Below are 25,636 nucleotides of genomic sequence, written 5' to 3'. Positions count from 1 at the left end.
TTTATTTATTAAATTCTTCAATTGCATTTTTAATATGCTTGTGTCTATTTCGAGTTGTTAAGTAATTAGTTACAAGGGTTCCAAATCCAATTCCAATAATAACAGCACTTCCTGTTACGTTTGGAGTTTCTTCTCCTTGTGGTATATTACTGGTTTTATTTATAAGTGTGGCTACTCCTGCAGTCATAATAATTCCACCAACAATATATAAAATTGTTTTCCTTTGATTAACAGATTTAAACTTTTGCAAATGAAACATACTATTTTGATTACTAATTAAATCTATTTTTAGATTTTTATAATTTGCTTTTTTTAGGTCGTCAAATTCATTAATGTTATAATAATAATCAACAAAATGGTTTGGTCCCATACTTCCCATCATTCCATTTGGTCCCATCATCATTGTATTTGAAACTGACTCTTCTTTGAATAAATTAATGTTTCCCCTAACGACTCTTTTGGCAAATCCTACTCTTTCAATAAAATCCAAGTTCATTGTATTTGCAAAAAAGCCTTCACTATTTTTGTAAAATTTTACATCCGAATTAGCTATTTCTCTATCGGAGACTAAAAAATAAGATTTTGAGAAATTTTTAGTTACATACTTCACATTATTTGAATAAATTTTCTCTCCTGAAAAAAGATAGGTGAAATCTTTTGTCTCTTGTGCAAACAAAATATTATTCATTAATATAATTATAGCAATTAAAGGTGTTTTTTTCATATTCAATTTGTGTATTTATTATCTATTTTCGTTTAAATGTTTGGCAACGTATTTTTGTATGGAAAGTTGCGATTTTTGTGAACGAGGAATTTCCAACGGAAATTCAGAAGTTTACAAAAATGCAACAGCCTTTGTTTAAGCTAAAAGTAGCAATTTTTTATACAAGTTGTTGTAAAATGCGTATTTAATTTTTCCATAGTTTTGTTTTTTTCAGCTTCTAATAATTCAATTTTTTATTTTTTCAGAATTAATTCAGCAATTCTGATTTTTGGTGTTTTACTAAATTTCCAAATTTATCGTTTGAGTAAGAATTCCAGCATTTTTATTTTTTTCCGCAATTTTGGTTTTCAGAGTTTGAGTAAATTATTTTTTAATTACTAAAATTCTCCAATTTTGCAAGACCTTTTTTTAGTGTTTTGCTGAATTCCTCAAACTTTATAAATTCAGAGGTTGAGTAAGAATTCCGCAATTTGGGTTCTCAAGCGTTTGAGTAAAACTTTTTTATTAAATTTCTCAAACTTTCCAATTTAGAGAAATTTTCACTCGCGAGAAAGTGTTCCATATTTCTGAAAATTTATTCTCCAACATTTAGGTTTTCAAACTTAAAAGCCAAAAGTTAATTTAAAATAAATTATTTGTTTCTGGCGCGATTCAGTAGTTTTTTACAACGTTGTTTTGTATGGAAAGTTGCGATTTTGTGAACGAGGAATTTCCGGAGGAAATTCAGAAGTTTGCAAAAGAGCAACAAGTTTTAGTTTAAACCAAATGTAGCAATTTTTTATACAAGGTGTTGTGTGTAGGCTTTTTATTCAACTATATTTTTCCTTTTTTTCCAAACTTTTCAATTCGTTTGTTGTTTTATAATTTCCCTTTTTATCTGACGAATGTATTTTGTAAGATTCCCTTTTTTGACTTTGTTCTTTTCTAATTTCATAGAATAAATTTAAGTTTCCATTTAAAAAGGTAATTCCAAATTCAAGCAATTCATTATTAGCATTTTCTAAACTTGGATTAATTCCTTTTTCACTTGGAAAACTATATTCAGAAGCTTTTAATTTTGGATCAATTTTTTGTTTAAACTTCCATAAAGCGATAGAATTCCAATCATATTCATAAAAATCTTCGCTGTCTCCTTCTCCGAATACAATATTGTAGCAATGAGGATAATCTCTTGGATAAGTTGTACTCGTTATTTTCAGGTATTGTTTATTCTTCTGATAAATTATTGTTGAAGAATATTTTTCAATTTCAATTCTGTGCTTTTCAAATCCAAACTTTTCAAATGTAGGAATTATGATTTCTAAACATTTTTCAGAGAATAGTTTTTGTTCAGGCAAAGGTTTTTCGGTTTTTACCGATTTAGTTTTTTCTTTTCCTTTTATAAAATCAAATATTCCCATTTTTGTTAATTTGACGGATTTTTTTCAGCTTACACACAACGGTCTAGTGTATGATTTCGTTGCGTGTTTAAGCACTAAAGTTAGCAAATAAATCACAGATAGAAAGTCCGCGAGGACTTTCGTAAGTAGGCTATAACTAGCAATGAATTATACACGGTGTTGGCGGTAGTTTTTTATTGATATTTTTCCAAAGCTTCTTTATAAATTGCTTCTGTTTCGTCTTTAAAACGGTCTTTATTATTTAAGAACGTATTCAGCTTTTCATAAATACCTTTGTAGATTATTTGATGCGCTTTATTCGCCAAATTATTTTCATCATAAACGTCCATTTCAAAATCCTCTTCAATTGCGAAATCTAGAAGTTTCATTAAATCTTCTTTCTCAATTTTGTCAATTTCAGTCCAAGTTTCCGGTTCCGCTTTATCTTTTAGAAAAAAGGCTTGGTTATTATTAATCTTTAAGAATTTCATAATTCGTTATATTTCTTTGGTTATAGGCATCTTCTCCTGCTTCTAAACAGTTTAGAAGTACATCTAAGTTTTTAATTGTTTCTCCACCAACACTTTTTAATATTTTGCTAGTTGGATGACCAAAAAACACTTTGTAATCTACATTTCCTGCATTAACAGTTTTTTGCGTAAATACAAGGTGATTAGGATTTATTGATGCTCCGATAGTACTATTGTGAGTAACAACAATTACTGGGATTTCCTTTGATATTTCTTTAATTAATTCGTTTACTTCGCTTTTAAGAAAAATATTATCAAAAGAAGATTCTGGCTCGTCAATCAATAACAAATCGTGCTTTAATGCGTCACTTATTTCGTGAAGTAAATTAAATTCAGAACGTTCTCCACCTGAAACTTCATAGCCGTGTTTATTTAATGTTCTGTAATCGATATCTACAAAATATTTATAGAATTCAGTTTCTTCGATTCCTACGTTTTGAAGAGAAATTAAAAATTTATATGGATTTTCGTAATTATTGAACGCATCACTAAAACGTAAATTGGTTTTGCTTTTCTTTTTTAATTGTCCAGCTCCTGTATATTTTTTCGTTTTTGCTAAAACTTTAAAACCTCGTATTTCTTTACTATCAATAATTTTTTCTGATTGGACATTTTTAACCAACTTAATAAACTTTTGAACTTTAATTTTCTCTGATTGAATTTTTGAAAAATCTACTTCCTCAATTGATGTTGTTGTTGAGCGAAATTTTAAACTATCTTTTATCGATTCTATTAAATTATTTGTCCAATCTTTTTTTAGATTTTGCTCATAAAGTTCATTGTACTTTTGAATTAGTTCAATAGCTAAATTCTTTAAACTATTATCTGTTGCGTGCTTATTTACTATATCTTTATACTCGTTGGTTTCAAGTAAAGTTTCTGTAGCAGATATTAACTTTTTAAGATTTTCTAAACTATCAAGTGTGAATTTAGTTTCATTATACAATTTGCATTTTGAAAATGTATCTAAATTATTAGTTTCAGAAGCATATTTTTTTAGAGAAATTAAATATTTGTCGAGCGAAATTTCATTTGATTTTAAATCTATTTCATTTACGTCTAAAACAACATCTTTAAATTCTTTGAGATAATTTTCCGTAACTAAACTGTGTCTTGTTGTTACTAATTTTTTGAAATTCTCTTTGTCATTTTGTAGTAAAGAAAATTGTCTTAAATATTTTACGTTATCAAAATTTTCGCAAATCTTGTCGAGTGTATATGTTTTACCAGAAGAACGACCTCCAACGATTACATTTAAACTTGTTGACAACATAATTCCATCATCAGTCGCTTGAAAAAAGTCATTTCCATCTTCTTCTGAAAGAAAGACTTTAGTTTTATCATATAAACAACCTTTTATAGCATTTAATGTTGTCTCTTCAACATCAACATAAGTTTGTCTTGTTGGATATGAAGACATATTTTCAACAAACCTACAATCACTAAAAATTAGAGGTGTAAGTTTGTCAGCTTCTTTTATGCAAGTTTTAAATTTTCTTAAACTAGTTACTTCTCCTGCAATGATGTTATCTCCTAATTTTTCTAAGGTGATTGGTTTAATATTTGGCTTTTTATCATAGTGAGGAATTAAAAGGTAATCTTTGAGATTAGGAAAAATATCAATTAATTGCTCATAATTTATTGAATCGTCTTTGGTAGGAATAAGGTCTTTTACTTTTTGGCATTTTAAAGCAAAATCATCTAGAATATCATTTTCAGATATTAATAATAAATGACCTCCTTCTAAATCAATTTCGATTCCAGGAAAAACTTTAATTTCAAGTTTTTTACATATTTCTTCAAATTGGATTTTGTCAAATAAATTATGATTAGTAATAGCTATACAATCAATTTTAAGAAGATTTACATATTCCTGAAGTGATTCTATGTCAAATTCAAAATGTCTGTCGCTTACAGATTGAACGGTGTGAATATGGAAATCAATTTTTTTCAATTATGTATGTTTTTTTAAATTACCGCCAACGTGTTTGTGTAATGAAAGTTGCGATTTTTGTGAACGGCTATTTTCCGCAGGAAAATTGAAGTGAGCAAAAATGCAACAGCTTTTAGTTAAGAACTAATTTAGCAATTTTTACTACACGGTGTTGGCATTTCGTTGTTTTTATTCCGAGTTATTCTTATTCGGCTTAATTCAGTTTTTTTGTTTTCCAGCGTTTGAGTGAATTCGGTAAGCCTATTATTTCTCAAATTTTTTCAATTCCGATTGAGAGAGTAATTCCGTTTCTTGCTAAATTCCTAATTCAATATAGATTTTGCTTTTCAGTTCAGTTTAAGATTCCTCAAACAAACTAAAATTCCGACATAATTTTATTTATTATTTAGTCAGATTTAGTTTTTTTGTTTTCCTTCTTTTCTCTAATAAATATTTTAACCAAAGCAGCAATAAGTAGAAGTGCGGAAACTAATGTTAACCAAAAATTAAATGATCCAACACTTTTTTTTATATAACCAAAATTCAATATGTTTAAACTCATAGCCATTATAACAAATATTAAGCCTAAATTTCTTTTAATCATAATTTCTACATTTTGAGTACTTTCGTCAATGAATGCCAACGTTGTTGTATAAGCTTTGTTGCGTTGTTTAAGCAGTGAATTTACTAAATAAAACACGAACGGTGAAATTCCGGAGGAATTTCCCAAGTGAGCTAAAACCAGCAATAAAGTTTATACGGTGTTGCCAACAGTGTTTTTTTTCAGGCAATTCCTCCAGAAAAGTATTCCGTTATTTTCCACTTTCCATTTACTTTTTTAATTTCAATATTATTGTCCCAAGCACAACCAACTCCACAAATAAAGTCAAAATGTAAATAACCTTTCGTAAAATTTCTATTAAAAACTATTCTTGAAATGAATAAATAACCAAATTCATTTTTTTTAGTCTCAAAGTTTTCTAATGCTTCAATCTTCTCTTTTTTTATTAATTCAATCTTTAAATTTTCATTCTTAAAGGAATAATTCAAATTCCGAGTTTTAATTTTTCCATTTTTTAAGTCGATGAAAATTTTTTCCTCAAATTCATACTGTTTTAAATCTTCTTCAAATTTATTTTTGTTTCTTTCAATTCTTTCTTTTGAATAATCAATTCCATTCGCACCAATGTCATATCCAGTTGGTTTTATTGTCCAAGCTGTTGTTGTGTCTAATTTTGATAAGATATAAAGTTTGAGTTTTTCATTTCCATATTCATTCAGTTCTTTCATTTCCTCAAATTGTGTCATTTCAAGAATTATATCATTAATTGCTTCATTTTCCATTTTAATATATTTCTCGCTTTCATAATTCTGACAACTTGAAAAAGAAAATATTATTAAGACTATTATTATAAATCTATTCATTTTCGGTAGTTTCGGTTTTGCATTGTTGGCAACGTTGTTGTGTTATGAAAAGTTGCGATTAAAATGAACGGCTATTTTCCGAAGGAAAATAGAAGTTTATAGAAATGCGACTAACTTTAATTAAGCTAAAATTAAGCAATTTTTTTTACACGGTGTTGCCTAAAGTTGTTTTTTGTTTTTCCGAGTTTGGTTATTATTTTCGAGATTTAGCGTTCGAGTGATAATTCCGCCAATATTTTTAATTCCGCAATATTTGAAATTCAACATTTGAGTGGTTTTTATGTTTTGATTTACAAGATCTTTCCAAATTTTCAAATTTTGCGTTTGAGTGAAAATTCCACAAAGATTTTCATTCTGTAATAATTGGAAATTCAACATTTGAGTGGTTTCTTTTATTTTTAAAAAACGAGATTTTTCCGCCTTTTCAAATTTTGAGTTTGAGAGAATATTCCACAAACTTTATTTTAAGAATCTAAATATTCTCAAACTCTTTAAATCTTTATTAAAAACTAAATTTTCAATCTTGAGACAGTATCTAACATTTTAAAATTCAGCAATTTTATTGTTTTTTTTCCAACGTTTTGCTTGGTTTTGGGCAATTTTTGGCAACGTTGTTGTATAAGCTTTGTTGCGTGGTTTAGGCACTGAATTTACTAAATAAAACACGAACGGCGAAATTCCGAAGGAATTTCCCAAGTGAGCCAAAACTAGCAATAAAGTTTATACGGTGTTGTACCTAGTACTTATTATTCAACATAAATTTTAAAAGGCAGTGAATATTCAGTCGAAACTGCTATTCCATTAACTTTTCCAGGTCTACTAAATTTCGGCATTAACTTTAAAACTGTTTCCATTTCTTTTTTTAATTCTAAATTTTCAGACTTTACTGCAATATTCAAAATTTCGCCATTCTTTCCAATTATAAATTTACTATTTAATTCATATTTTCCAGCCGGTAAACCTAATTCACCAACAAGTAAGTGACTAAAATTCTCATAGATGAAATTCATTATTTCTTTTTTTACACATTTTTTTTCCTTTTCAGCTTTCTTCTTAGGCTTGCACTTTTCAAATAGAGGTGTTATTTCAACATTTTCAAATTCAAAAATTTTTTCCTTTTCAGATTTGTTTTGAGAATGTATAGTTTCACTCAAACTTAAGATTGCTAAAATTATAATCAATATTCTCATTTTTTTGGGTATTAGGTACAACGTATTTTTGTATGGAAAGTTGCGTTTTAAGTCGACGGCTATTTTCCGCAGGAAAATAGGAGTAGACAAAAATGCAATAAACTTTGATTATGCTAAATTAAGCAATTTTTTATACAAGGTGTTGTGCGTTCGTTTTTTTACCATTCAGCGTTATTTTTCAATAATTCAATTGGTATTTTTCTTTTAATATAAATTCTTTTTCCAAATGAATTTCCTTTTCTATTTATTAATAGCGAGTCTCCTCTAAATTCAAAAGTTTGTTTTATTATTCCTACATTACCCATTCCAGAAACTTGAGTTATTAAATCTCCTTTTATTTCACCATTTTTAGAATATAAAACTCCACGCCAACCTGTAAATTCAGGGTCAAACATATTGCTTTTCAATTCAGAATTTTCTCTGTTTAGAATAAATAAATTAAAATTTCCATTCTCATAAAACTTATAAACTTCATATGAAGTGTGAGGGTTTTCATAATTTTTTCTAGCTAAAACATTAATAGGTTTATCTCCAGAATAAAAAGTCGTATTATATTCTTCGTAGATTATTTGAGTATCAATATCTTTTAAAACACCTTTTTCAAAATGTTTTTTATTCTTGTAAACTTTTTCGTTTATTGCTGCTCTTGAATAACCATTTTTCAATTTAAATGTTTTTATTCCACAAGATATAGTGGTTGCTAAAACAAATAATATTATTAAGTTTTTTTTCATTTTCAATAGTTAATTCTTCAATTCAGCCGTTTTGCTTGGTAATGACGCACAACGTTGTTGTTTATGGGAAAGTTGCGTTTAAAAGTGAACGGCTATTTTCCGCAGGAAAATAGGGGTTTACAAAAACGCGACTAGTTTTGATGAGGCACAATTTAGCAATTTTTTATAAACGGTGTTGCAAGTAGTTGGTTTTTTTCAGTTTGTAGCACTTTTTCAATTTTTCAAAATTCAACGTTTGAGTGGTAATTCCGCCAAGTTTGTCATTCAAGGTTTGAGTGAATTTCGCGCTCTAGATTTTTCGTGTTTTGCTAAATTCCGCAAACTTATTAAATTCAGGGTTTGAGTGAAATTCCAGCATTTTGCTAAATTCCGCAATTTTAGGTTTTCAAGGTTTGAGTAAATTGATTTTGATTAAATTTCTAAAACTCTCCAATTTTACAAATTTTGCCGAGCGAGAGAGTGTCTAGTTTTTTTCCGTTTTTAAATTCAAGAGTTTTGAACCGCAAAATTCAAGTGTCTGAGTGGTTTCCGCCAATTACTTGCAACGGTCTCGGCTATGAGTAGTTGCGTGGTTTAGTGATTAACTTTGCAAGTATTCACAAAACTGAAAATTCGCGAGGATTTTCGTAAGTAGGCGAGAACAAGCAATTACTTATAGCCATTGTTGTAGCCAGTATTTATTTCATATTTATTTGATAATTCTTGAAAAAATGTTGCCCATTCCATTTTTCCAAAATCTTTTCCAAGTCTTACAATTATTAATTGATTTTTTGAATCAATATAAATGTGTTGACCTTTGTAGCCTTGAGTATAATAGGTTCCATTTGGATTTATGTACCAATTGTAATTGTAATAATACTTTTCTGGGTTTATTTTTTTACTTTCATCGTACTTTGTGGTTTGTTCAATCCATTTTTCTGATACAATTTGATTCTCATTCCAAGAACCTTTATTTAAATATAGTCTGCCTATTTTTGCAAAATCTATCGCAGTTGCGTTGATACAACAAAAAGCTCTTTCTAAACCTTTATCATCAAGACTCCAGTTAGCAGTAAATTCCATCTCTAATGGTTTCCAAACTTTATTTGAAAGGTATTCTGAAAGACTGATATCTTTTAATGCTCTTGATAAGACTAATCCCATTATTTGAGAATCTCCACTACTGTAATTAAACTTTGTGTCTGGCGAGTATAGAATTTCAAGTTTTCCTAATTCACGAATAATATTTCTTCCATAGTATAAATTTGCGGCGTCAGTAAAAGGACCATATATTTCCTTGAATTTTATTCCCGAAGTCATTTGAAGTAAGTTCCTTATTTTAATTTTATCAAATCCATCTTTTTTAAACTCTGGAATGTAGTTGGTTATAGGTTCTTCTACTGATTTTATATATCCATCATCAATTGCAATACCAATTAATAGTGATAAAATTGATTTACTTGTTGAAAATGAATTTACTAAAGTAGCTTTTGAATAATCATTAAAGTATTTTTCGAGTATTAAAGAGTCATTCCTAATTACAATAAAAGATGTGGTTTCGTTTTCTTTTAAAATCTCCTCAAATGTTTTTTTAAAATCGTATTTTTTATCGCCGTCTTTTATTGAGTATTCTAAAGTGTCAAATGGAATAATCTCTTTTGATTTTTTAAAGAAAAATTGCTTGTTTGAATTTTCTATATTTCGTGTTTTGAAAATTTTATAATCATCAATGTCTGCTTTTCCATAAAAAATGAATCTTGACATTTTACAAGATGATAAAACACTAAAAATCAATAATACAATCCCTATTTTCAATAATTCATTCGGATTTATTTTTTTCATATTGGCTACAACGTTGTTGTGTTATGAAAAGTTGCGATTAAAATGAACGGCTATTTTCCGAAGGAAAATAGAAGTTTATATAAATGCGACTAATTTTTATTAAGCTAAAATTAAGCAATTTTTTTTACACGGTGTTGCCTAAAGTTGTTTTTTGTTTTTCCTATTTTGGTTATTATTTTCGAGATTTAGCGTTCAAGAGATAATTTCGCCAATATTTTTAATTCCGCAATATTTGGAATTCAACAATTGAGTGTTTTTCATGTTTTGACTTACGAGATCTTTCCTAATTTTCAAATTTTACGTTTGAGTGATAATTCCGCCAAGATTTTCACTCCGAAATAATTGGAAATTCAACATTTGAGTGGTTTCTTTTATTCTTAAAAAACGAGATTTCTCCGCCTTTTTTAAATTTTAAGTTTGAGTAAAAATTCCACAAACTTTGTTTTAAGAATCTCTATATTTTTAAGCTTTTTAATTTTTATAAAAAACTAAATTTTTGACTCGCGAGAGAGTGTCTAACATTTTAAAATTCAAGAGTTTTATTGTTTTTTTTCCAACGGTTTGAGTGGTTCTGGACAATTTTTGGCAACGTATTTGTGTTATGAAAAGTTGCGATTAAAGTGAACGGCTATTTTCCGAAGGAAAATAGAAGTTTATAAAAAAGCCACTAATTTTTATTAAGCTAAAATTAAGCAATTTTTTTTACACGTTGTTGCCTAAAGTTGTTTTTTGTTTTCCGATTTTGGTTATTATTTTCAAGATTTAGCGTTCGAGTGACAATTCCGCCAACATTTTCAATTCCGCAATATTGGTAATTCAACATTTGAGTGTTTTTTTCATGTTTTGACTTACAAGATCTTTCCTAATTTTTAAATTTTGCGTTTGAGTGAAAGTTCCGCAAAGATTTTCATTCCGCAATAATTGGAAATTCAACATTTGAGTGGTTTCTTTTATTCTTAAAAAGCGAGATTTCTCCGCCTTTTAAATTTTAAGTTTGAGTAAAAATTCCACAAACTTTGTTTTAAGAATCTCTATATTTTCACCCTTTTTAATTTTTATAAAAAACTAAATTTTTGACTCGCGAGAGAGTGTCTAGCATTTTAAAATCCAAGAGTTTTATTGTTTTTTTTCCAACGGTTTGAGTGGTTCTGGACAATTTTTGGCAACGTATTTGTGTTATGAAAAGTTGCGATTAAAGTGAACGGCTATTTTCCGAAGGAAAATAGAAGTTTATAAAAAAGCCACTAATTTTTATTAAGCTAAAATTAAGCAATTTTTTTTACACGTTGTTGCCTAAAGTTGTATTTTGTTTTCCGATTTTGGTTATTATTTTCAAGATTTAGCGTTCGAGTGACAATTCCGCCAACATTTTCAATTCCGCAATATTGGTAATTCAACATTTGAGTGTTTTTTTCATGTTTTGACTTACAAGATCTTTCCTAATTTTTAAATTTTGCGTTTGAGTGAAAGTTCCGCAAAGATTTTCATTCCGCAATAATTGGAAATTCAACATTTGAGTGGTTTCTTTTATTCTTAAAAAGCGAGATTTCTCCGCCTTTTAAATTTTAAGTTTGAGTAAAAATTCCACAAACTTTGTTTTAAGAATCTCTATATTTTCACCCTTTTTAATTTTTATTAAAAACTAAATTTTTGACTCGCGAGAGAGTGTCTAACATTTTAAACTTCAAGAGTTTTATTGTTTTTTTTCCAACGGTTTGAGTGGTTCTGGACAATTTTTGGCAACGTTGTTGTGTATGGTTAGTTGCGTGGTTAAGCAACTAATTTAATAAACAAATACGAACCCGAGAAAATTCCGAAGGAATTTTCCAAATAAGCACTTGCCAAAGCAATTAATTATACACGGTGTTGCCACCAGTTATTTTATCAGTTTAATTATATTCGGATATAAATTCTCTGTTTTTCCTTTGCTCGTTTTAATTGCAAAAGTTATCGGTAATATTATATTCAAAGCATAAAGTCCGATAAAAATATAAAAAAGAAAAGGATAATAACCATAATGCATAATTTTCGAAAAAGCGAACCCAGTTATACTTAAAAATGTAATAATCGACCATAGAATTTGATAATTCAAAAGGTTTGCTCCGATTTCTTTTAGTCCAACAATTTTATCTTTTTTATTCATCCATAAAATCAAAGGAACAATTATGTTTCCAACAGGAATTGCTAAAAAGACTATTACAGAAAGATGAAAAATTGTTAGATAGCTTTTATCAGGTTGTTTACCATAATCTAAAATATCTTCTGCGTTTATGTCAAGAACCTCACAAATTAAATTCAGGGTTTTTCCACGAGGTTCACTTTCGTTGTTTTCAATCCGTTGAATTGTTCTTAAGTTCAATTTTGCAGATTCAGCTAATTCCTCTTGAGAAAGTCCTTTTTTCTTTCTTATTTCTCTAATTTTTTTTCCGATTCCATTCATAGTTATTTGTGTTTTATTATTTCTACAAAACTACTTATGAATCTATCATTTTGATAACGGTTTATTTGCGACATTTTTACGACATTCTTGTCAATATGTTGGTTTTGTTGAGTTTTTTTAATTGGTGGCAACGTGTTTCTTTAGTTTGTATTAAATATCTTTATGTAGTAACAGAGGAGAACTATAACGTGTTTTAGATTTGAAGGTCCCTTACACGTACGAGTCCTCTGTTTCTATAAAGTTGCAAAGAACCATTTGGAATACCAGGCGTATAAAACCCCGATAAAGGAAGTAGTTTTTGCAACATATTTAATCATTCTAATTGTAAAAATATGAAAAATTACCAAGAAGTAGTAGGAATTGATGTGTCAAAAAAGACGATTGATGCTTATTGTTATCATGCCCAAGTACACAAAGAGTTTAAGAACGATTTAACTGGTTACAAAAGCCTAATAAAATGGGTTTTAAAAGCAACAAAAGAGAGTGCTGTTTTTTATTGTTTTGAGAATACCGGTTATTATTCCTTAAAGTTGGCACTTTATTTACACAGTAAAAAAGTTATTTACGTAGAGGAGAGTCCGTTAAAAATTAAACGTTCATCTGGCATTGTAAAAGAAAAAACTGATAAGTTAGATGCTCAGGTAATTGCTAGGTATGGTTGGCTTTACCGGGAGGAATTAACTCCAAGTACTGTTAAAAGTAGCGCTCATTTAGAGTTGGGTAGATTGTTAGCTTTAAGAGATCAGTTGGTTAGAAATAATTCAGGTTTAAAAGGTACTTTAAAAGAGATGAAAGTACTTTTAACAAGCTCTACAACAGATTTAGGTTGTATCAGTTTAAAACGAAGTATTGACTATCTCACAAAACAAGTCAAGGCAATAGAAATTAGAATTGAAGAAATAATTTTTGACGATATTTCTATGAGTAAAAACTACGAATTACTTAGAAGCATGAGAGGAATTGGCTTTGTTGTTGCTTGTCAACTTATTTATCATACAGGTAATTTTACGAGGTTTAAAAGCTGGCGATCGTTCTCTAGTTATTGTGGAACCGCACCTTTTGAACATAGCTCTGGAACCAGTATTCATAGGCGAAAACAGTGTCATTATTTAGGAGATAGAAAAATGAAAAGTTTGTTGAGTATGGCAAGTGTTTCTGCTATACAACATGATAGTGAACTAAAGTTATATTATCAAAAAAAATTAGCAGAAGGAAAAGATAAAATGTTAGCGATAAACAATGTGAGAAATAAACTAATAGCAAGAGCATTTGCGGTTGTTAAAAGAGGAACGCCCTATGTTGTACTTCAAAATCATATGGCTTAAAAAAAACTAAATTTTATTAGGATTTGATCTTGGAATACGTGTAATGAAAGTTGCGGTTTTTGTGAACGGCTATTTTCCGTAGGAAAATTGAAGTGAGCAAAAATGCAAAAGCTTTTAGTCAAGCACTAATTTAGCAATTTTTACTACACGTTGTTGTACACAGTACTTTTATTTCCATTTCGTGATTAATTCAGTTACTCCTTTATTAATTCCGTTATAAAATTTTCCTTTTTTAAATTCGGGTATAATTGTATTTTCAATTACTTCTTTACAAATTTCGTCAGTCAAAATCAGTTCAGTTCCAGTTCCTGTTGCTATTCCAATTTTTTTACAAGGTTTACATAAAACAATAGTAAGTCCATTGTTCCATTTTGGAGCTCCAATTCCCCAGTCATTTCCTAAGTCAGTTGCGAACTTTTGAATGTCTTTGTATGGCTTTATGCTGTCTATAGTTACGATAATAATTTCCTTTGTAGTATTTATTACATAATCAGAAATATTTTTGTTTAATTCAGCTTTTTGAGATTTTGTGAAAATTTGGCCATAATCATTTATAATTTTCAAAGAATCTGGTAGAGAAAAACCTATTTCAGAATGAATAAATTCAGGTGCTGATTTTTTAGTTTCTTTTTCTTGATTAGAATACTTGCAAGAAAATAAACCAAAAGTCAAAATTAAGATTATTATTTTATTCCTGATTTTCATTTTTCGTATTGTGTACAACGTTGTTTTGTATGGAAAGTTGCGGTTTTGTGAACGAGGAATTTCCAACGGAAATTCAGAAGTTTACAAAAATGCAACAAACTTTGATTAAGCCAAATTAAGCAATTTTTTATACAAGGTGTTGCAAAATGCGGGTTTAATTTTCGTTTTTATGTTTTCAATTTCTATTTTTTGAGTTTGAGAGTAAATTCCGACAATATTTTAATTCCGCAATTTATTCAGTTTCTCAATTTTAGTTTTTTCGTGTTTTCAGGCGCATTTAATTCCGAAAGCGAGTAAACCTTTTTGTTTGTTCTCTAAATTTCTCAGCCTTTCTAAAATTGTGTTTGAGAGTTAATTCCACCAACATTTATTCAACACTTTGCTTAATTATCTTTTCAAACAGTAAATAAGTTTCAAGTTTTTACTAATTTTCAAACTAGTTAAATTTGATCAACTTTTTCAACGTTCTGAAACACTAATTATTAATAAAATTCTTTCAGAATTTTCCAATCTCGAGAGAGTGTTCCGAAACTAATTTTTTCAAACTTTTTTCCGCCTTTTGAGTTTTCTAACTTGTAAAACAAAATATATTTTAAAATAACTTTTGTTCCAAAATTATACTTTCAGCCAGTTTTTTGCAACGTATTTTTGTATGGAAAGTTGCGATTTTTGTGAACGAGGAATTTCCAACGGAAATTCAGAAGTTTACAAAAATGCAACAGCCTTTGTTTAAGCTAAAAGTAGCAATTTTTTATACAAGTTGTTGTAAAATGCGTATTTAATTTTTCCATAGTTTTGGTTTTTTTCAGCTTCTACTAATTCAATTTTTATTTTATCAGAATTAATTCAGCAATTCTGATTTTTGGTGTTTTACTAAATTTCCAAATTTATCGTTTGAGTAAGAATTCCAGCATTTTTATTTTTTTTCCGCAATTTTGGTTTTCAGAGTTTGAGTAAATTATTTTTTAAATACTAAAATTCTCCAATTTTGCAAGACCTTTTTTTAGTGTTTTACTGAATTCCTCAAACTTTATAAATTCAGAGGTTGAGTAAGAATTCCGCAATTTGGGTTCTCAAGCGTTTGAGTAAAACTTTTTTATTAAATTTCTCAAACTTTCCAATTTAGAGAATTTTTCACTCGCGAGAAAGTGTTCCATATTTCTGAAAATTTATTCTCCAACATTTAGGTTTTCAAACTTAAAAGCCAAAAGTTAATTTAAAATAAATTATTTGTTTCTGGCGCGATTCAGTAGTTTTTTACAACGTTGTTGTATAAGCTTTGTTGCGTTGTTTAAGCAGTGAATTTACTAAATAAAACACGAACGGCGAAATTCCGAAGGAATTTCCCAAGTGAGCTATAACCAGCAATAAAGTTTATACGGTGTTGGGCATAGTTTTTTAATTTTCAATCCAGCTATAAAATTTGATATTATTCCAACTATAAATTGAAATTGTAACTCCAGAATTTTCTTCGATATTCTGTGAAGAATAATCATTCAATATGTCAGCTAAACTGTTAAATTCGACTGATTCTGTGTATTTATAATATTTAGAAGGGTGATTGACCCAATTTCCATCGGTTGTCTCAGGATAAGGAATTCTTCCTTCTCCGTCAAATTCAAATTCTATGAAGTCAGGATTTTGTTCTATAATCGCTGAAAAATCTTTATAAATATTTGTGTTATTTGTATTAGTTCCGCAAACATAGGCAAATGAATTTTCAGGAATCCTAAAAGTTTTATTGTATAATGAAGTTGTAAAATTATTTTCGATGTGCGTTACAGATATTTTTTGTTCGTTAATGTCAATTGAATATTTATCAATTGTATTTCCATTTATAAAAGTTAATTTATTTGTGTTTAGAGGTAAGTCAATATAAGAAATGGCGGATCCAAGTGCGGTTAAACAAATTTCTGGTTCAATTATTTCATCAAACCTTATAATTAGTTCATTTCCCTTTATAAATTCGGTTGTAGATAAAGTATAGTTTACACAAGGGAAAATTTCAGAACTGATTAATTTTAGTTTTAAAATTGGTTCTTGAGTTTCATTAGTTGTATATATTTCCTCTGCCATAAAATTTATTTCAGTTTCAATTAAGTTTCCCGTAATAAATTCAGAATATTCTGTTTCATTTGTCCCCTCATCATTCGTATTACAACTAAATATAATTATGGATAGGATTATTAGTGTCAGTTTTCTCATTATTGTTCTTTTTAGAATAGATGAATAAATTCCAAATAGGTTGCGTCAAATTATGCCCAACGTTGTTTTGTATGGAAAGTTGCGTTTTAAGTCGACGGCTATTTTCCGCAGGAAAATAGGAGTTGACAGAAATGCAACAAACCTTGATTAAGCCAAATTTAGCAATTTTTTATACAAGGTGTTGGCAAATGCGTTATTTTATTTCAATTTTCATATTTTGTTCATATTTCGGGTTATTTTTAATTTACAAGTAGTAATTTCATTAAATTCCATTTTTCAGGCATTTCCAATTCCGCAAACTTGATAAATTAAATTCCGAGTAAAAATTCCGCAACTTTGATTTTCAGCGTTTGAGTGTTTTCCCACGTGCTTAATTCCGACAATAATTTTCACTTAATTTAATTTTCAGAAAATTCTCAGCCTTACGAAACTTTGTTTAAGAGAAAATTCCGCACAGTTTTTGTTCCGCATTTTGCTCAATTCCGCAAAGTTTAGAAATTCACATTTGAGTGATTTCTCCGTAATCTTGGTTTCAGCATTTGAGTAAATTCCTTTTTTGTGAAATTTAGAAAATTCTCCAACTTTTCAAAATTTTGATTCGCGAGAGAGTGTTCCGAAAAACTAATTTTTCAAACGTTTTATTTCGCTTTTTTGAGTTTTCAGACTTTAAAGCTAAATGTTTTTAAAAGAACTTTTACTTGCGGATTATACTTTCGCCCAGTTTTTGCCAACGGTTTTGCATAAGAAAAGTTGCGTGTTTGTGCGCGGCGATTTTCCGTAGGAAAATCAGAAGCGAACAAGCAAAGCAACGACCATAATGCAAGCCCAAAATAGGAATTTTTTTTATGCGTTGTTGGGTTTTAGTGCTTTTTTGTACGATTTTATTCAGTTGTTTTTTCAGTCCGCAATATTTTTCAAATCCGCAAACTGGCTAAATTCCGCAAAAGTGAATTTCAGCGATCTGTTCTTTTTCAGATTTCTACTGCGTAAACCAAGTCAAAAGTCAGTCGTAATTTTTGTCAGCGTATCGATTCCGTAAACTTGCTGAAAGTTCACAGTTTTATTTTCCGTAATTGGCTCAAATTCCTCGTGAACATTTTTAGAAATCAGACTTAATGGACTTCTGTTTTTAAGCTTGAACTTGTGGTTTTGCAATGACTTTTTGCATTAAACCCAACGTGTTTGTATATGGTTTGTTGCGTGTTTTAAACACCTAATTTAGCAAATAAAAACCGAATAGAAAATCCGCGAGGATTTTCGTAAGTAGGCTAGAACTAGCAATAAATTATATATGGTGTTAGCAATAGTTATTAATTTTCAAATTCCTTTTTTATTTGTTTTGAAAACAATTGCTCAATTTCATTTTTACTTAATTTTCTAATATATTCAACGTCATCTTTGTCAATTCCGCTACTAAATAGAAATCCATTTCCCTCAACAGTAAAACTTAATATACTGTCCAAAGAAACTCTTGTCGTCTGTTCATTTATAGAATCTACTTTTATAGAAGTTAAAATATGAGCATTTTTTCCAGACATTTCAATTCGATAGTTATCTTGTGCAAACATTCCTTCTTTGTATATCTGAAGTTGTGTTCTTACAGATTGTTTATCAGAACTAACAATAGTCGAAAATTCCGATTTCATAGATAATTTTTCGTAATGTTTAGGTAGAGTAGTTGCAATAAATGCAAAGCAACTTATTCCGATAATTATTGGCTTTAATTTTTTCGTTGCTTTAAACAAAGATTTAGATTCCGAATTCCAATAGACATATGAAAATGGTAGAACCAATAAAGCAATTAAATCAGAATAATCTATTGTTCGATTTATTCCAATTCCGTTTGAGAGAGCAAAATCAAATATCGGTTGTGAAAATTCCGATTTCCAAAAGACAAACAAAAGCCCGCTCAAAATGTAAATAGGCTTTATCTTTTTTGGAAAGAAACAACTGAAAAAATATGGAAAAGCAAAAAGTCCAACAAAATCAGAAAGTTTTCCAGTTAGATAATTATGATATTCAAATTTCAAGTATAAATCGTTAATCAACAATAGGAATATTGAAGCAAGAAATAATATTCGATAAAGGTGTTTTTCTTTAGTCACGATGTTTCTTGTTAATTATTGCTAACGTTGTTGTGTTATGGAAAGTTGCGGTTTTGTGAACGAGGAATTTCCGGAGGAAATTCAGAAGTTTGCAAAAGAGCAACAAGTTTTAGTTTATGCTAAATATAGCAATTTTTTATACACGTTGTTACCACACGTTTTTTTATTCCGTTATTTTTAATTCAGACAATAATTGTTCATTCGAAAACCCAGAACAACTGTCGTCTTGAAAATTCAACTTTTCAATTCCATTGTTAAGATTATAATTGATTCCGAAATTACAGGAATTGTCAGCATTTTGCATTAGATTCAGTTTACGCTCAAACAATGCTATTTTTTCTATGATGGATTCTGTTATTTTTATTTTTCCACGTTTTATTCTTTTTCCGTTTTTATAATATTTATATTTTAAAAATCCGTTTTTAGGTTTTAAAATCAGTTTGTCAGATTCAAAAGTTTGATGTCCCCAAGTTCTATTCAAAATCCAACTTTCATTATTTTCGATTGATTCTTTTATTAGAGATTTATTTTCGTAATCTTTGAATTTATTTACACAGATTTTTATTTCATTCAGTTCCTTTGCGTTTGTGAAAGTTGTGTCGATTATCTGTCCAAAAATATTCGTGTATTCTATTTTAATAATGTCCGAATTATTGAGTAAAATCTTCTTTTGGCTATTCCAATATTTTTCTTCTTGTTCAAATTTTTGTTCAGTTAGAATTTTCGGTTTAGCTCTATCCAATAAAAACATTGTAAATCCATTTTCTTGACTACAATCATTCGTAACTAATTCAATTCTGTTTTGGGCAAACGAAAAGAATGAATTCAAAACTAAAATTGTCGATATGAAAAGCGTTTTTCTCAAATGTGTGGTAACGTTGTTGTGTATGATTAGTTGCGTGGTTAAGCAACTAAATTAGTAAACAAATACGTGCCAGAGAAAATTCCGAAGGAATTTTCCAAATAAGCACTTGCCAAAGCAATTAATTATACACGTTGTTCTACACCGTTTTTATTCCGATTTTTATTAATTCGTGTCGATATGTAATCGATGTTGGTCGCAATGTAAACACTTAAATAAATAACCTTGCATTCCGCCATCATTTACTAAATATTGCTCAAATTCCGACTGCGATAATCCATATTCCGATTTAATTCTTTCAATATCGTCTGATAAATTTTCTTTCAGATGTTCAATTTCTTTCCAGCCAACATATTTCTCAAATGAACAATAATCATCGTGATGTGCAAGCCAAACTTCTTGTTGCCAACTCACATAATTTGGTGTTTTCGTAACCAATTCAGTCAGTTTATTTTGGTCAGAAACTTCTTCGCAAGAAGCATCGTCAACATACATTCCATCGTATTTTTCGGCTGCGCTTCCGTCCGCAACACACCAAGGACAAATAAATTCAACTTCTTCGACAGCGTAAATTCCGCCAGAGTATGCATAGTCTCTATTTTTCTCACAAACTGGACAATCAATATTTTTCTTTTCAATTATTCCCAATTCGATTGCGTTCGGTTGGTATTTAAACTTTGGTAATTCAGACATATTTTTTGAATTCATAGTGTTATTATTTTTACAGCCAGAAACTATTCCGATTACTAATATTAATGCTATGACGAATGTTTGTTTCAAATGGTGTAGAACGTTGTTTTGTATGGAAAGTTGCGGTTTTGTGAACGAGGAATTTCCAACGGAAATTCAGAAGTTTACAAAAATGCAACAAACTTTGATTAAGCCAAATTAAGCAATTTTTTATACAAGGTGTTGCAAAATGCGGGTTTAATTTTCGTTTTTATGTTTTCAATTTCTATTTTTTGAGTTTGAGAGTAAATTCCGACAATATTTTAATTCCGCAATTTATTCAGTTTCTCAATTTTAGTTTTTTCGTGTTTTCAGGCGCATTTAATTCCGAAAGCGAGTAAACCTTTTTGTTTGTTCTCTAAATCTCTCAGCCTTTCTAAAATTGTGTTTGAGAGTTAATTCCACCAACATTTATTCAACACTTTGCTTAATTATCTTTTCAAACAGTAAATAAGTTTCAAGTTTTTACTAATTTTCAAACTAGTTAAATTTGATCAACTTTTTCAACGTTCTGAAACACTAATTATTAATAAAATTCTTTCAGAATTTTCCAATCTCGAGAGAGTGTTCCGAAACTAATTTTTTCAAACTTTTTTCCGCCTTTTGAGTTTTCTAACTTGTAAAACAAAATATATTTTAAAATAACTTTTGTTCCAAAATTATACTTTCAGCCAGTTTTTTGCAACGTGTTTTTGTATGGAAATTTGCGTTTTAAATGAGCGGCATTTTTCCGCAGGAAAAATGAAGTTTATAAGAAAACACAAACTTTTGATTAAGCCAAATTAAGCAATTTTTTATACAAGGTGTTGCAAGTAGTAGTTTTTTTTCACAAGTTTGGTTTTATTATTTTCCCTAATTTTCTCTTTTAGCATTTTTCCAACATTTTTAATTCCGAAAGTTGCTAAATTCCACAATTTTGGAAATCTTTTTTTCTTGTTTTTGTGAGAGAGAAAATTCCGAAAAACGGCTCAATTCCGAACGTTTTATAATTCCGAAATATTGGAAATTCCACATTTTGTTTTACAATAGGTTATAGATTAATACAAACGATAATATACCTAGTATAAGAAAAGTTGTTCCCCATTGAGTATTTAATTCATTTTCGAGAATCTTATTTTTGCTTTTAGCATTTCTCATTTTTTTAAAATTACCTTTATATACAAAAATTAGCCTTAAAATAAATCCTATTTTATCGGAGTAAATATTGTTCATAGTTCTTCTTTATTGTGTTTAAGTAATTTTTTTCAATATTTAATAATCGTAAAATTTTAGAGTTTCAAACCACAAATTATTTGAATGCAAGAGTTTTTTCCGCTATTACTTGCAACGTTGTTGTATAAGCTTTGTTGCGTTGTTTCAGCAGTGAATTTAGTAAATAAAGTACGAACGGCGAAATTCCGGAGGAATTTCCCAAGTGAGACAAAACCAGCAATAAAGTTTATACGGTGTTGGCATTTCGTTGTTTTTATTCAGATTTTTAATTATTCAACTAAATTCCGTTTTACACTTTTTCAGCGTTTTATTTAATTCGGTCAGCGATTTATTCCGCAAACTTTTTCAATTCCAGTTGAGTGAGAAATTATTCAACTTGCTAAATTCCACATTCAGTTAGTTTTTTATTTTTCAATTCAGTTTCCCATTCCACAAATCAGTTAAAAAATCAGTATTTGATTTTATTCAGATTTATAATTCGTCATTTTATTAATAATAGTATTTTCATTAAAAAAATAACTATAAATTATTTATCAGTAGTTTCTTTTTTATTAAAGAAATTAAAAATATCTTCTGTCCAAAAAAAGAAGAAGAATAATTTAAAGTATTTTAAATAATATGGACATTCAATAAAATAAGGAAGAAATCCTATTATTCCAATAAATCCTAGTAATTTTAGTTTTTTCAATTTTATATTTTTTTTAAATTTAGAATTCTTCTGATCAATGAATGCCAACGTGTTTGTATATGGTTTGTTGCGTGGTTTAAGCACTTAATTTAGCAAATAAAAACCGAATAGAAAATCCGCGAGGATTTTCGTAAGTAGGCTAGAACTAGCAATAAATTATATACGGTGTTGCCAACAGTATTTTATTTTTTCCGATTATAAAATTCAGTCAGAACTTTTTGTTTTTCCAATTTCGAAAGTCCAAAATCAGTTATTAATTCAGGTCGGAAAGGTGGAATTCGGTTGTCAATCATTAAAACATTTTGAACCAAATATTCGCCAACTTTCAATTCGTTTCCTAAACAACCAGATTGATAATAAACAGAATAAATCGTGTCATTAATCGCATTTGAAATCAGTTCAGGTTTGTTTTTGAAATTCTTTTTTCTCAATAATCCCTCGTAAGCAATTGCTTTTATATTCCCATTTGGAAATTCCGTAAGTTTTAGAAGTTCAGATTCTGTTGCATTTTCCATAATCCATTTTCTACTTTCTATTTCCTCAGGCATTGCTCTTCCATTTCCTCCAATTCCGCTCGAAATAGATTGATATTCATAAACACTAATAGAATCTTTAATATTTCTTTCAATTCCGTTCCAATTAAATGTCCAACTTTTTTCATAGCCAGAAGTTAACGCAGCAATAATTCCAATTCCGAGTATTGTCAGGATTGGAAATAAAATCGAAAATCGACCTCGTTTGTTAGTGTTTCTGCGTTTTATCATATTGTTGGCAACGTGTTTGTACAAGGTTAGTTGCGTGTTTAAGCAATAAAGTTAATAAATAATTACTGACCAAGAAAATCCGCGAGGATTTTCGTAAGTGAGCAAAAAGCAAGCAATTAATTTTGTACGGTGTTGGCTACTGCCTTTTGTTCCATTGTTCAATTGTCATTATTTCTGTTAATTCCAACGTTTCTTTTTTTCCGTCTGAATATTCCTTTTCCATTTTAGCTAATCCAATTCCTTTTATATAATAACTGAATTGAGTGTATTCAAATTTATCTGTAGAATTCACAACAATAGTTTTATAACTTCCTTTCAGTTTTATAGCTTCATATTCTTTTCCGAGAATAATAATTTTCGATTTGCCAATAAATTCTCTTTCTTTTGAAAATATCGTTTTTTGATTTTGAGCATATAAAGTTTCTGCTGAATATTTATATGGATCTTTCTTTTCCCATCTGAAAACATCAATATCTTTCGGAATATTTGATAATGGAATTGAACGCCCTTTTCCGTTTTTGATATAGCTTATAAACTCTATAACTTCTGTTCCTTCCTCTGTAAATTTTTCTTTAAAAAGTTCATATTGTCTGAAGTCACTTTCATAAGCTTTTGTAGTTAAAACTTTATTTTCAGGATTATAAGTTATTTTCCAATATTGAGTTTTATTTGGTTCGTTTTTACATTCGTATTTGTAAACTTTTCCATTTGTCAATTCAGATATTGGGAAATAATATTTTTTGATTGAACATCCTAAAAAAGTCAGGATTATTATAATTGTCGAAATTATTCTTAAGTTTCTCATTTTTAGGTTGTAGCCAACGTTGTTGTACAAGATTAGTTGCGTTGGTTTAGCTATAAAGTTACTAAATAATAACTGACAAAGAAAATCCGCGAGGATTTTCGCAAGTAGGATAGAAGCAAGCAATTAATTTTGTACGGTGTTAGGCACAGTTATTTTTGTTGATGTAGCTAATTTAATTCCTAATTCACAAAGTTTTATTGCTTCTTTTAATTCAAATACTTTTTTAAAACGAAAAAGACATTTCCTATTAGAAAATTCCATTTCAAGATTTTTATATTCTGTTATGGAATTTAATATATTTTCATTTATTGATTTTAAAAATTTTTCTTTTTCAGAAACTACTAAATAGTAATTTTTGCTAAACTTTTCAAATCCATCTATATCTAATTCTACAGGAGAAAAATATTCGCTTATTTTGTCTCCAATATTTTCAGGTCTTAAGAATCCTTTTCCAAAATCTTTGCTTGTCCTTAAAAAACCAAATAAATATTTATGTGATTCAGAAGCCATTCTTCCACCATATTTATGGACTATTTCGTATGAATTGCTATATTCAACCACGCAGAGCGTAAATTCATTATGATCTTTTTTTATTTCATAAGACTGAAGAACTTTTAAGGAATTTCCTTTATTCAAAATTTCAAAACTTGAAAGAGATGGTTTTCGGGTTTTTGAAACTTTAAATTCAGAAGAAATGTGAGAAAAAATTCTCTTAATATTAATCCATTCCTTCCTTTCATTTTCAAAAAGACTATCATAGTTTTTAGGTAAATAAAATGCCATTTTCAGAAGTTTTTAATTGTGCCTAACGTGTTTGTGTATGGTTAGTTGCGTGGTTAGGCAACTAAGTTAGCAAACTTTAACGAACCTGTGAAAATTCCGCAGGAATTTTCGCAAGTAGGGAAGAACCTAGCAATTAATTATACACGGTGTTGGTAGGCGTATTTATTTCAATGTTTTATAATATTCTTTTTTGTAGAAATTTTCCTTCATTTTTCTTTTTTTCAAAAGGTTCAAAATTTCTTTACTTCCTTTTTTAGTTAGGATTTCTTCCAGTTTTATATTTTCAGTCATTGGTAAATAAGAAACTACAAATTCACCAAGCATAAAACCTGTTCCAATACAGCCACTTTCATAATGAACAAAAGCTAATGTGTCATTCAAAGCTTTTTCAAATAATTCCTTTTTCTCAACTTTTTTATTTTTAAATAAATTCCAATAAGCTATTCCTTTTACACTTCCATTTGGATATTCAGTCAATTTTGACAATTCCTTTTCATTCAGGTTTTCATTCAACCAATTTTGTCTGAACCATTGTTGAGGAGTTTTTCCTGCATAACCAACATACTTTGAAGTGATACTTCCATATTTTTCAAATTCAATTATAGAATCTTTAATTTCATTTCTAATTCCATTCCAATTAAAGTTATTGATATAACTATGAGAGAAAGTAAAAGAAAGCAATAGAAAAACTATTCCAAGTGAAAATATTGGAATATAATTTATTTTTGTTTTCCTTCTGTTTGTTTTTCTAAACTTCATTTTCTTATATGACTACCAACGTATTTTTGTATGGAAAGTTGCGATTTTTGTGAACGAGGAATTTCCAACGGAAATTCAGAAGTTTACAAAAATGCAACAGCCTTTGTTTAAGCTAAAAGTAGCAATTTTTTATACAAGTTGTTGGCAAATGCGTGATTTTTTTATTTCGTTCAACTTTTTCATAATTTTCTTTTTTTTCAAAATTCAATCCCTGAGTGAGAATTCCGTAAACTTGCTAAATTCAGAGTTTGAGTAAGAATTCCACCATTTTGTTTTTCCGTATTTTGCTAAATTCCGCAAACTTGCTAAATTCAAGGCTTGAGTGAAAATTCCGCAATTTTGGATTTTCAGTGTTTGAGTAAATTCCATTTTATTAAATTTTTCAAACTCTCCAATTTTTACAAAATTTCACGAGCGAGAGACTGTTCCATAAATTTTAAATTTCTACATTTTCCGAAATTGGGTTTTGAAAAGAGAGGAAAAGCAAGAAGTAAATTTATAAAACAGACTTTATTTCG

Annotated in this window: 20 protein-coding genes; 1 reads left to right on the top strand and 19 read right to left on the bottom strand. The window is 28.8% G+C overall.

Going from position 1 to position 25,636, the window contains the following annotated elements; genetic code table 11:
- Position 1: 1 nt before the first annotated feature.
- From WG951_RS06300 to WG951_RS06255, 10 genes are all read right to left on the bottom strand, one after another.
- Positions 2–724, bottom strand: coding sequence for a hypothetical protein (locus WG951_RS06300; RefSeq protein WP_105050577.1), 723 nt, complete (start codon positions 722–724; stop codon positions 2–4).
- An 809-nt stretch (positions 725–1,533) separates the two neighbouring features.
- Positions 1,534–2,124: a hypothetical protein gene (locus tag WG951_RS06295; protein WP_105050578.1), complete on the bottom strand. Its 591-nt coding sequence runs from the start codon at positions 2,122–2,124 to the stop codon at positions 1,534–1,536.
- A 173-nt stretch (positions 2,125–2,297) separates the two neighbouring features.
- Complete coding sequence (locus tag WG951_RS06290; RefSeq protein WP_105050579.1) at positions 2,298–2,594, bottom strand: hypothetical protein; 297 nt, start codon at positions 2,592–2,594, stop codon at positions 2,298–2,300.
- Entirely contained in the window at positions 2,575–4,587 is a 2,013-nt protein-coding gene (locus WG951_RS06285; protein ID WP_105050580.1) for a PHP domain-containing protein, read from the bottom strand. Before WG951_RS06285 ends, WG951_RS06290 begins: the two co-directional genes overlap by 20 nt.
- Positions 4,588–4,972: 385 nt before the next feature.
- Entirely contained in the window at positions 4,973–5,170 is a 198-nt protein-coding gene (locus WG951_RS06280) for a hypothetical protein (RefSeq protein WP_146105319.1), read from the bottom strand.
- A 179-nt stretch (positions 5,171–5,349) separates the two neighbouring features.
- Positions 5,350–5,910 carry a hypothetical protein gene (locus WG951_RS06275; protein ID WP_146105320.1) on the bottom strand — a complete coding sequence of 187 codons (561 nt, stop codon included), beginning with the start codon at positions 5,908–5,910 and terminating at the stop codon, positions 5,350–5,352.
- Between the two features lie 827 nt (positions 5,911–6,737).
- A complete protein-coding gene (locus WG951_RS06270) occupies positions 6,738–7,181 on the bottom strand; it encodes a hypothetical protein (RefSeq protein WP_105050584.1) in 444 nt (147 codons plus the stop codon).
- Between the two features lie 158 nt (positions 7,182–7,339).
- Positions 7,340–7,915, bottom strand: a complete 576-nt coding sequence (locus WG951_RS06265) for a hypothetical protein (RefSeq protein ID WP_105050585.1) — start codon at positions 7,913–7,915, stop codon at positions 7,340–7,342.
- A 648-nt stretch (positions 7,916–8,563) separates the two neighbouring features.
- A complete protein-coding gene (locus WG951_RS06260) occupies positions 8,564–9,736 on the bottom strand; it encodes a serine hydrolase domain-containing protein (RefSeq protein WP_105050586.1) in 1,173 nt (390 codons plus the stop codon).
- A gap of 1,876 nt (positions 9,737–11,612) precedes the next feature.
- A complete protein-coding gene (locus WG951_RS06255) occupies positions 11,613–12,176 on the bottom strand; it encodes a helix-turn-helix domain-containing protein (RefSeq protein ID WP_340915841.1) in 564 nt (187 codons plus the stop codon).
- A 332-nt stretch (positions 12,177–12,508) separates the two neighbouring features.
- Here WG951_RS06255 and WG951_RS06250 point away from each other — a divergent pair, with 332 nt between their 5' ends.
- The gene (locus tag WG951_RS06250; protein ID WP_340914023.1) at positions 12,509–13,501 is read left to right on the top strand and encodes an IS110 family transposase; all 993 of its coding nucleotides are present in this window, start codon (positions 12,509–12,511) and stop codon (positions 13,499–13,501) included.
- 168 nt (positions 13,502–13,669) lie between these two features.
- Here the strand turns inward: WG951_RS06250 and WG951_RS06245 are convergent, their stop codons facing one another.
- The 9 genes from WG951_RS06245 to WG951_RS06205 form a co-directional block, all read right to left on the bottom strand.
- A complete protein-coding gene (locus WG951_RS06245) occupies positions 13,670–14,206 on the bottom strand; it encodes a TPM domain-containing protein (protein ID WP_340915839.1) in 537 nt (178 codons plus the stop codon).
- Positions 14,207–15,604: 1,398 nt separating this feature from the next.
- Positions 15,605–16,411, bottom strand: a complete 807-nt coding sequence (locus WG951_RS06240; protein WP_340915837.1) for a hypothetical protein — start codon at positions 16,409–16,411, stop codon at positions 15,605–15,607.
- A 1,310-nt stretch (positions 16,412–17,721) separates the two neighbouring features.
- Positions 17,722–18,516: a hypothetical protein gene (locus WG951_RS06235; RefSeq protein ID WP_340915835.1), complete on the bottom strand. Its 795-nt coding sequence runs from the start codon at positions 18,514–18,516 to the stop codon at positions 17,722–17,724.
- Positions 18,517–18,679: 163 nt separating this feature from the next.
- Complete coding sequence (locus WG951_RS06230; RefSeq protein WP_340915802.1) at positions 18,680–19,345, bottom strand: hypothetical protein; 666 nt, start codon at positions 19,343–19,345, stop codon at positions 18,680–18,682.
- A 198-nt stretch (positions 19,346–19,543) separates the two neighbouring features.
- Entirely contained in the window at positions 19,544–20,086 is a 543-nt protein-coding gene (locus WG951_RS06225) for a CbrC family protein (protein WP_340915833.1), read from the bottom strand.
- Positions 20,087–22,189: 2,103 nt separating this feature from the next.
- A complete protein-coding gene (locus WG951_RS06220; protein WP_105049305.1) occupies positions 22,190–22,771 on the bottom strand; it encodes a hypothetical protein in 582 nt (193 codons plus the stop codon).
- A gap of 136 nt (positions 22,772–22,907) precedes the next feature.
- Positions 22,908–23,576 (bottom strand): hypothetical protein, encoded by a 669-nt coding sequence (locus WG951_RS06215; protein ID WP_105049304.1) that lies wholly within the window; start codon positions 23,574–23,576, stop codon positions 22,908–22,910.
- A gap of 123 nt (positions 23,577–23,699) precedes the next feature.
- Positions 23,700–24,359 carry a hypothetical protein gene (locus WG951_RS06210; protein ID WP_105049303.1) on the bottom strand — a complete coding sequence of 220 codons (660 nt, stop codon included), beginning with the start codon at positions 24,357–24,359 and terminating at the stop codon, positions 23,700–23,702.
- 162 nt (positions 24,360–24,521) lie between these two features.
- Entirely contained in the window at positions 24,522–25,118 is a 597-nt protein-coding gene (locus tag WG951_RS06205; RefSeq protein WP_105049302.1) for a hypothetical protein, read from the bottom strand.
- Positions 25,119–25,636: the final 518 nt, after the last annotated feature.

The organism is Polaribacter butkevichii (assembly GCF_038024105.1).
GTDB classification, from domain to species: Bacteria; Bacteroidota; Bacteroidia; order Flavobacteriales; family Flavobacteriaceae; genus Polaribacter; species Polaribacter butkevichii.
Note: the sequence above shows the minus strand (reverse complement) of the source record. Positions and strands in the feature narration are given on the sequence as shown.

Excerpts from the sequence above, each read along its gene's own strand:
- WG951_RS06300 (WP_105050577.1), bottom strand. The coding sequence starts at position 724 with ATGAAAAAAACACCTTTAATTGCTATAATTATATTAATGAATAATATT.
- WG951_RS06260 (WP_105050586.1), bottom strand. The coding sequence starts at position 9,736 with ATGAAAAAAATAAATCCGAATGAATTATTGAAAATAGGGATTGTATTA.
- WG951_RS06265 (WP_105050585.1), bottom strand. The coding sequence starts at position 7,915 with ATGAAAAAAAACTTAATAATATTATTTGTTTTAGCAACCACTATATCT.
- WG951_RS06210 (WP_105049303.1), bottom strand. The coding sequence starts at position 24,359 with ATGGCATTTTATTTACCTAAAAACTATGATAGTCTTTTTGAAAATGAA.
- WG951_RS06205 (WP_105049302.1), bottom strand. The coding sequence starts at position 25,118 with ATGAAGTTTAGAAAAACAAACAGAAGGAAAACAAAAATAAATTATATT.
- WG951_RS06245 (WP_340915839.1), bottom strand. The coding sequence starts at position 14,206 with ATGAAAATCAGGAATAAAATAATAATCTTAATTTTGACTTTTGGTTTA.
- WG951_RS06295 (WP_105050578.1), bottom strand. The coding sequence starts at position 2,124 with ATGGGAATATTTGATTTTATAAAAGGAAAAGAAAAAACTAAATCGGTA.
- WG951_RS06225 (WP_340915833.1), bottom strand. The coding sequence starts at position 20,086 with ATGAATTCAAAAAATATGTCTGAATTACCAAAGTTTAAATACCAACCG.
- WG951_RS06215 (WP_105049304.1), bottom strand. The coding sequence starts at position 23,576 with ATGAGAAACTTAAGAATAATTTCGACAATTATAATAATCCTGACTTTT.
- WG951_RS06250 (WP_340914023.1), top strand. The coding sequence starts at position 12,509 with ATGAAAAATTACCAAGAAGTAGTAGGAATTGATGTGTCAAAAAAGACG.
- WG951_RS06290 (WP_105050579.1), bottom strand. The coding sequence starts at position 2,594 with ATGAAATTCTTAAAGATTAATAATAACCAAGCCTTTTTTCTAAAAGAT.
- WG951_RS06270 (WP_105050584.1), bottom strand. The coding sequence starts at position 7,181 with ATGAGAATATTGATTATAATTTTAGCAATCTTAAGTTTGAGTGAAACT.
- WG951_RS06275 (WP_146105320.1), bottom strand. The coding sequence starts at position 5,910 with ATGGAAAATGAAGCAATTAATGATATAATTCTTGAAATGACACAATTT.
- WG951_RS06220 (WP_105049305.1), bottom strand. The coding sequence starts at position 22,771 with ATGATAAAACGCAGAAACACTAACAAACGAGGTCGATTTTCGATTTTA.
- WG951_RS06255 (WP_340915841.1), bottom strand. The coding sequence starts at position 12,176 with ATGAATGGAATCGGAAAAAAAATTAGAGAAATAAGAAAGAAAAAAGGA.
- WG951_RS06240 (WP_340915837.1), bottom strand. The coding sequence starts at position 16,411 with ATGAGAAAACTGACACTAATAATCCTATCCATAATTATATTTAGTTGT.
- WG951_RS06280 (WP_146105319.1), bottom strand. The coding sequence starts at position 5,170 with ATGATTAAAAGAAATTTAGGCTTAATATTTGTTATAATGGCTATGAGT.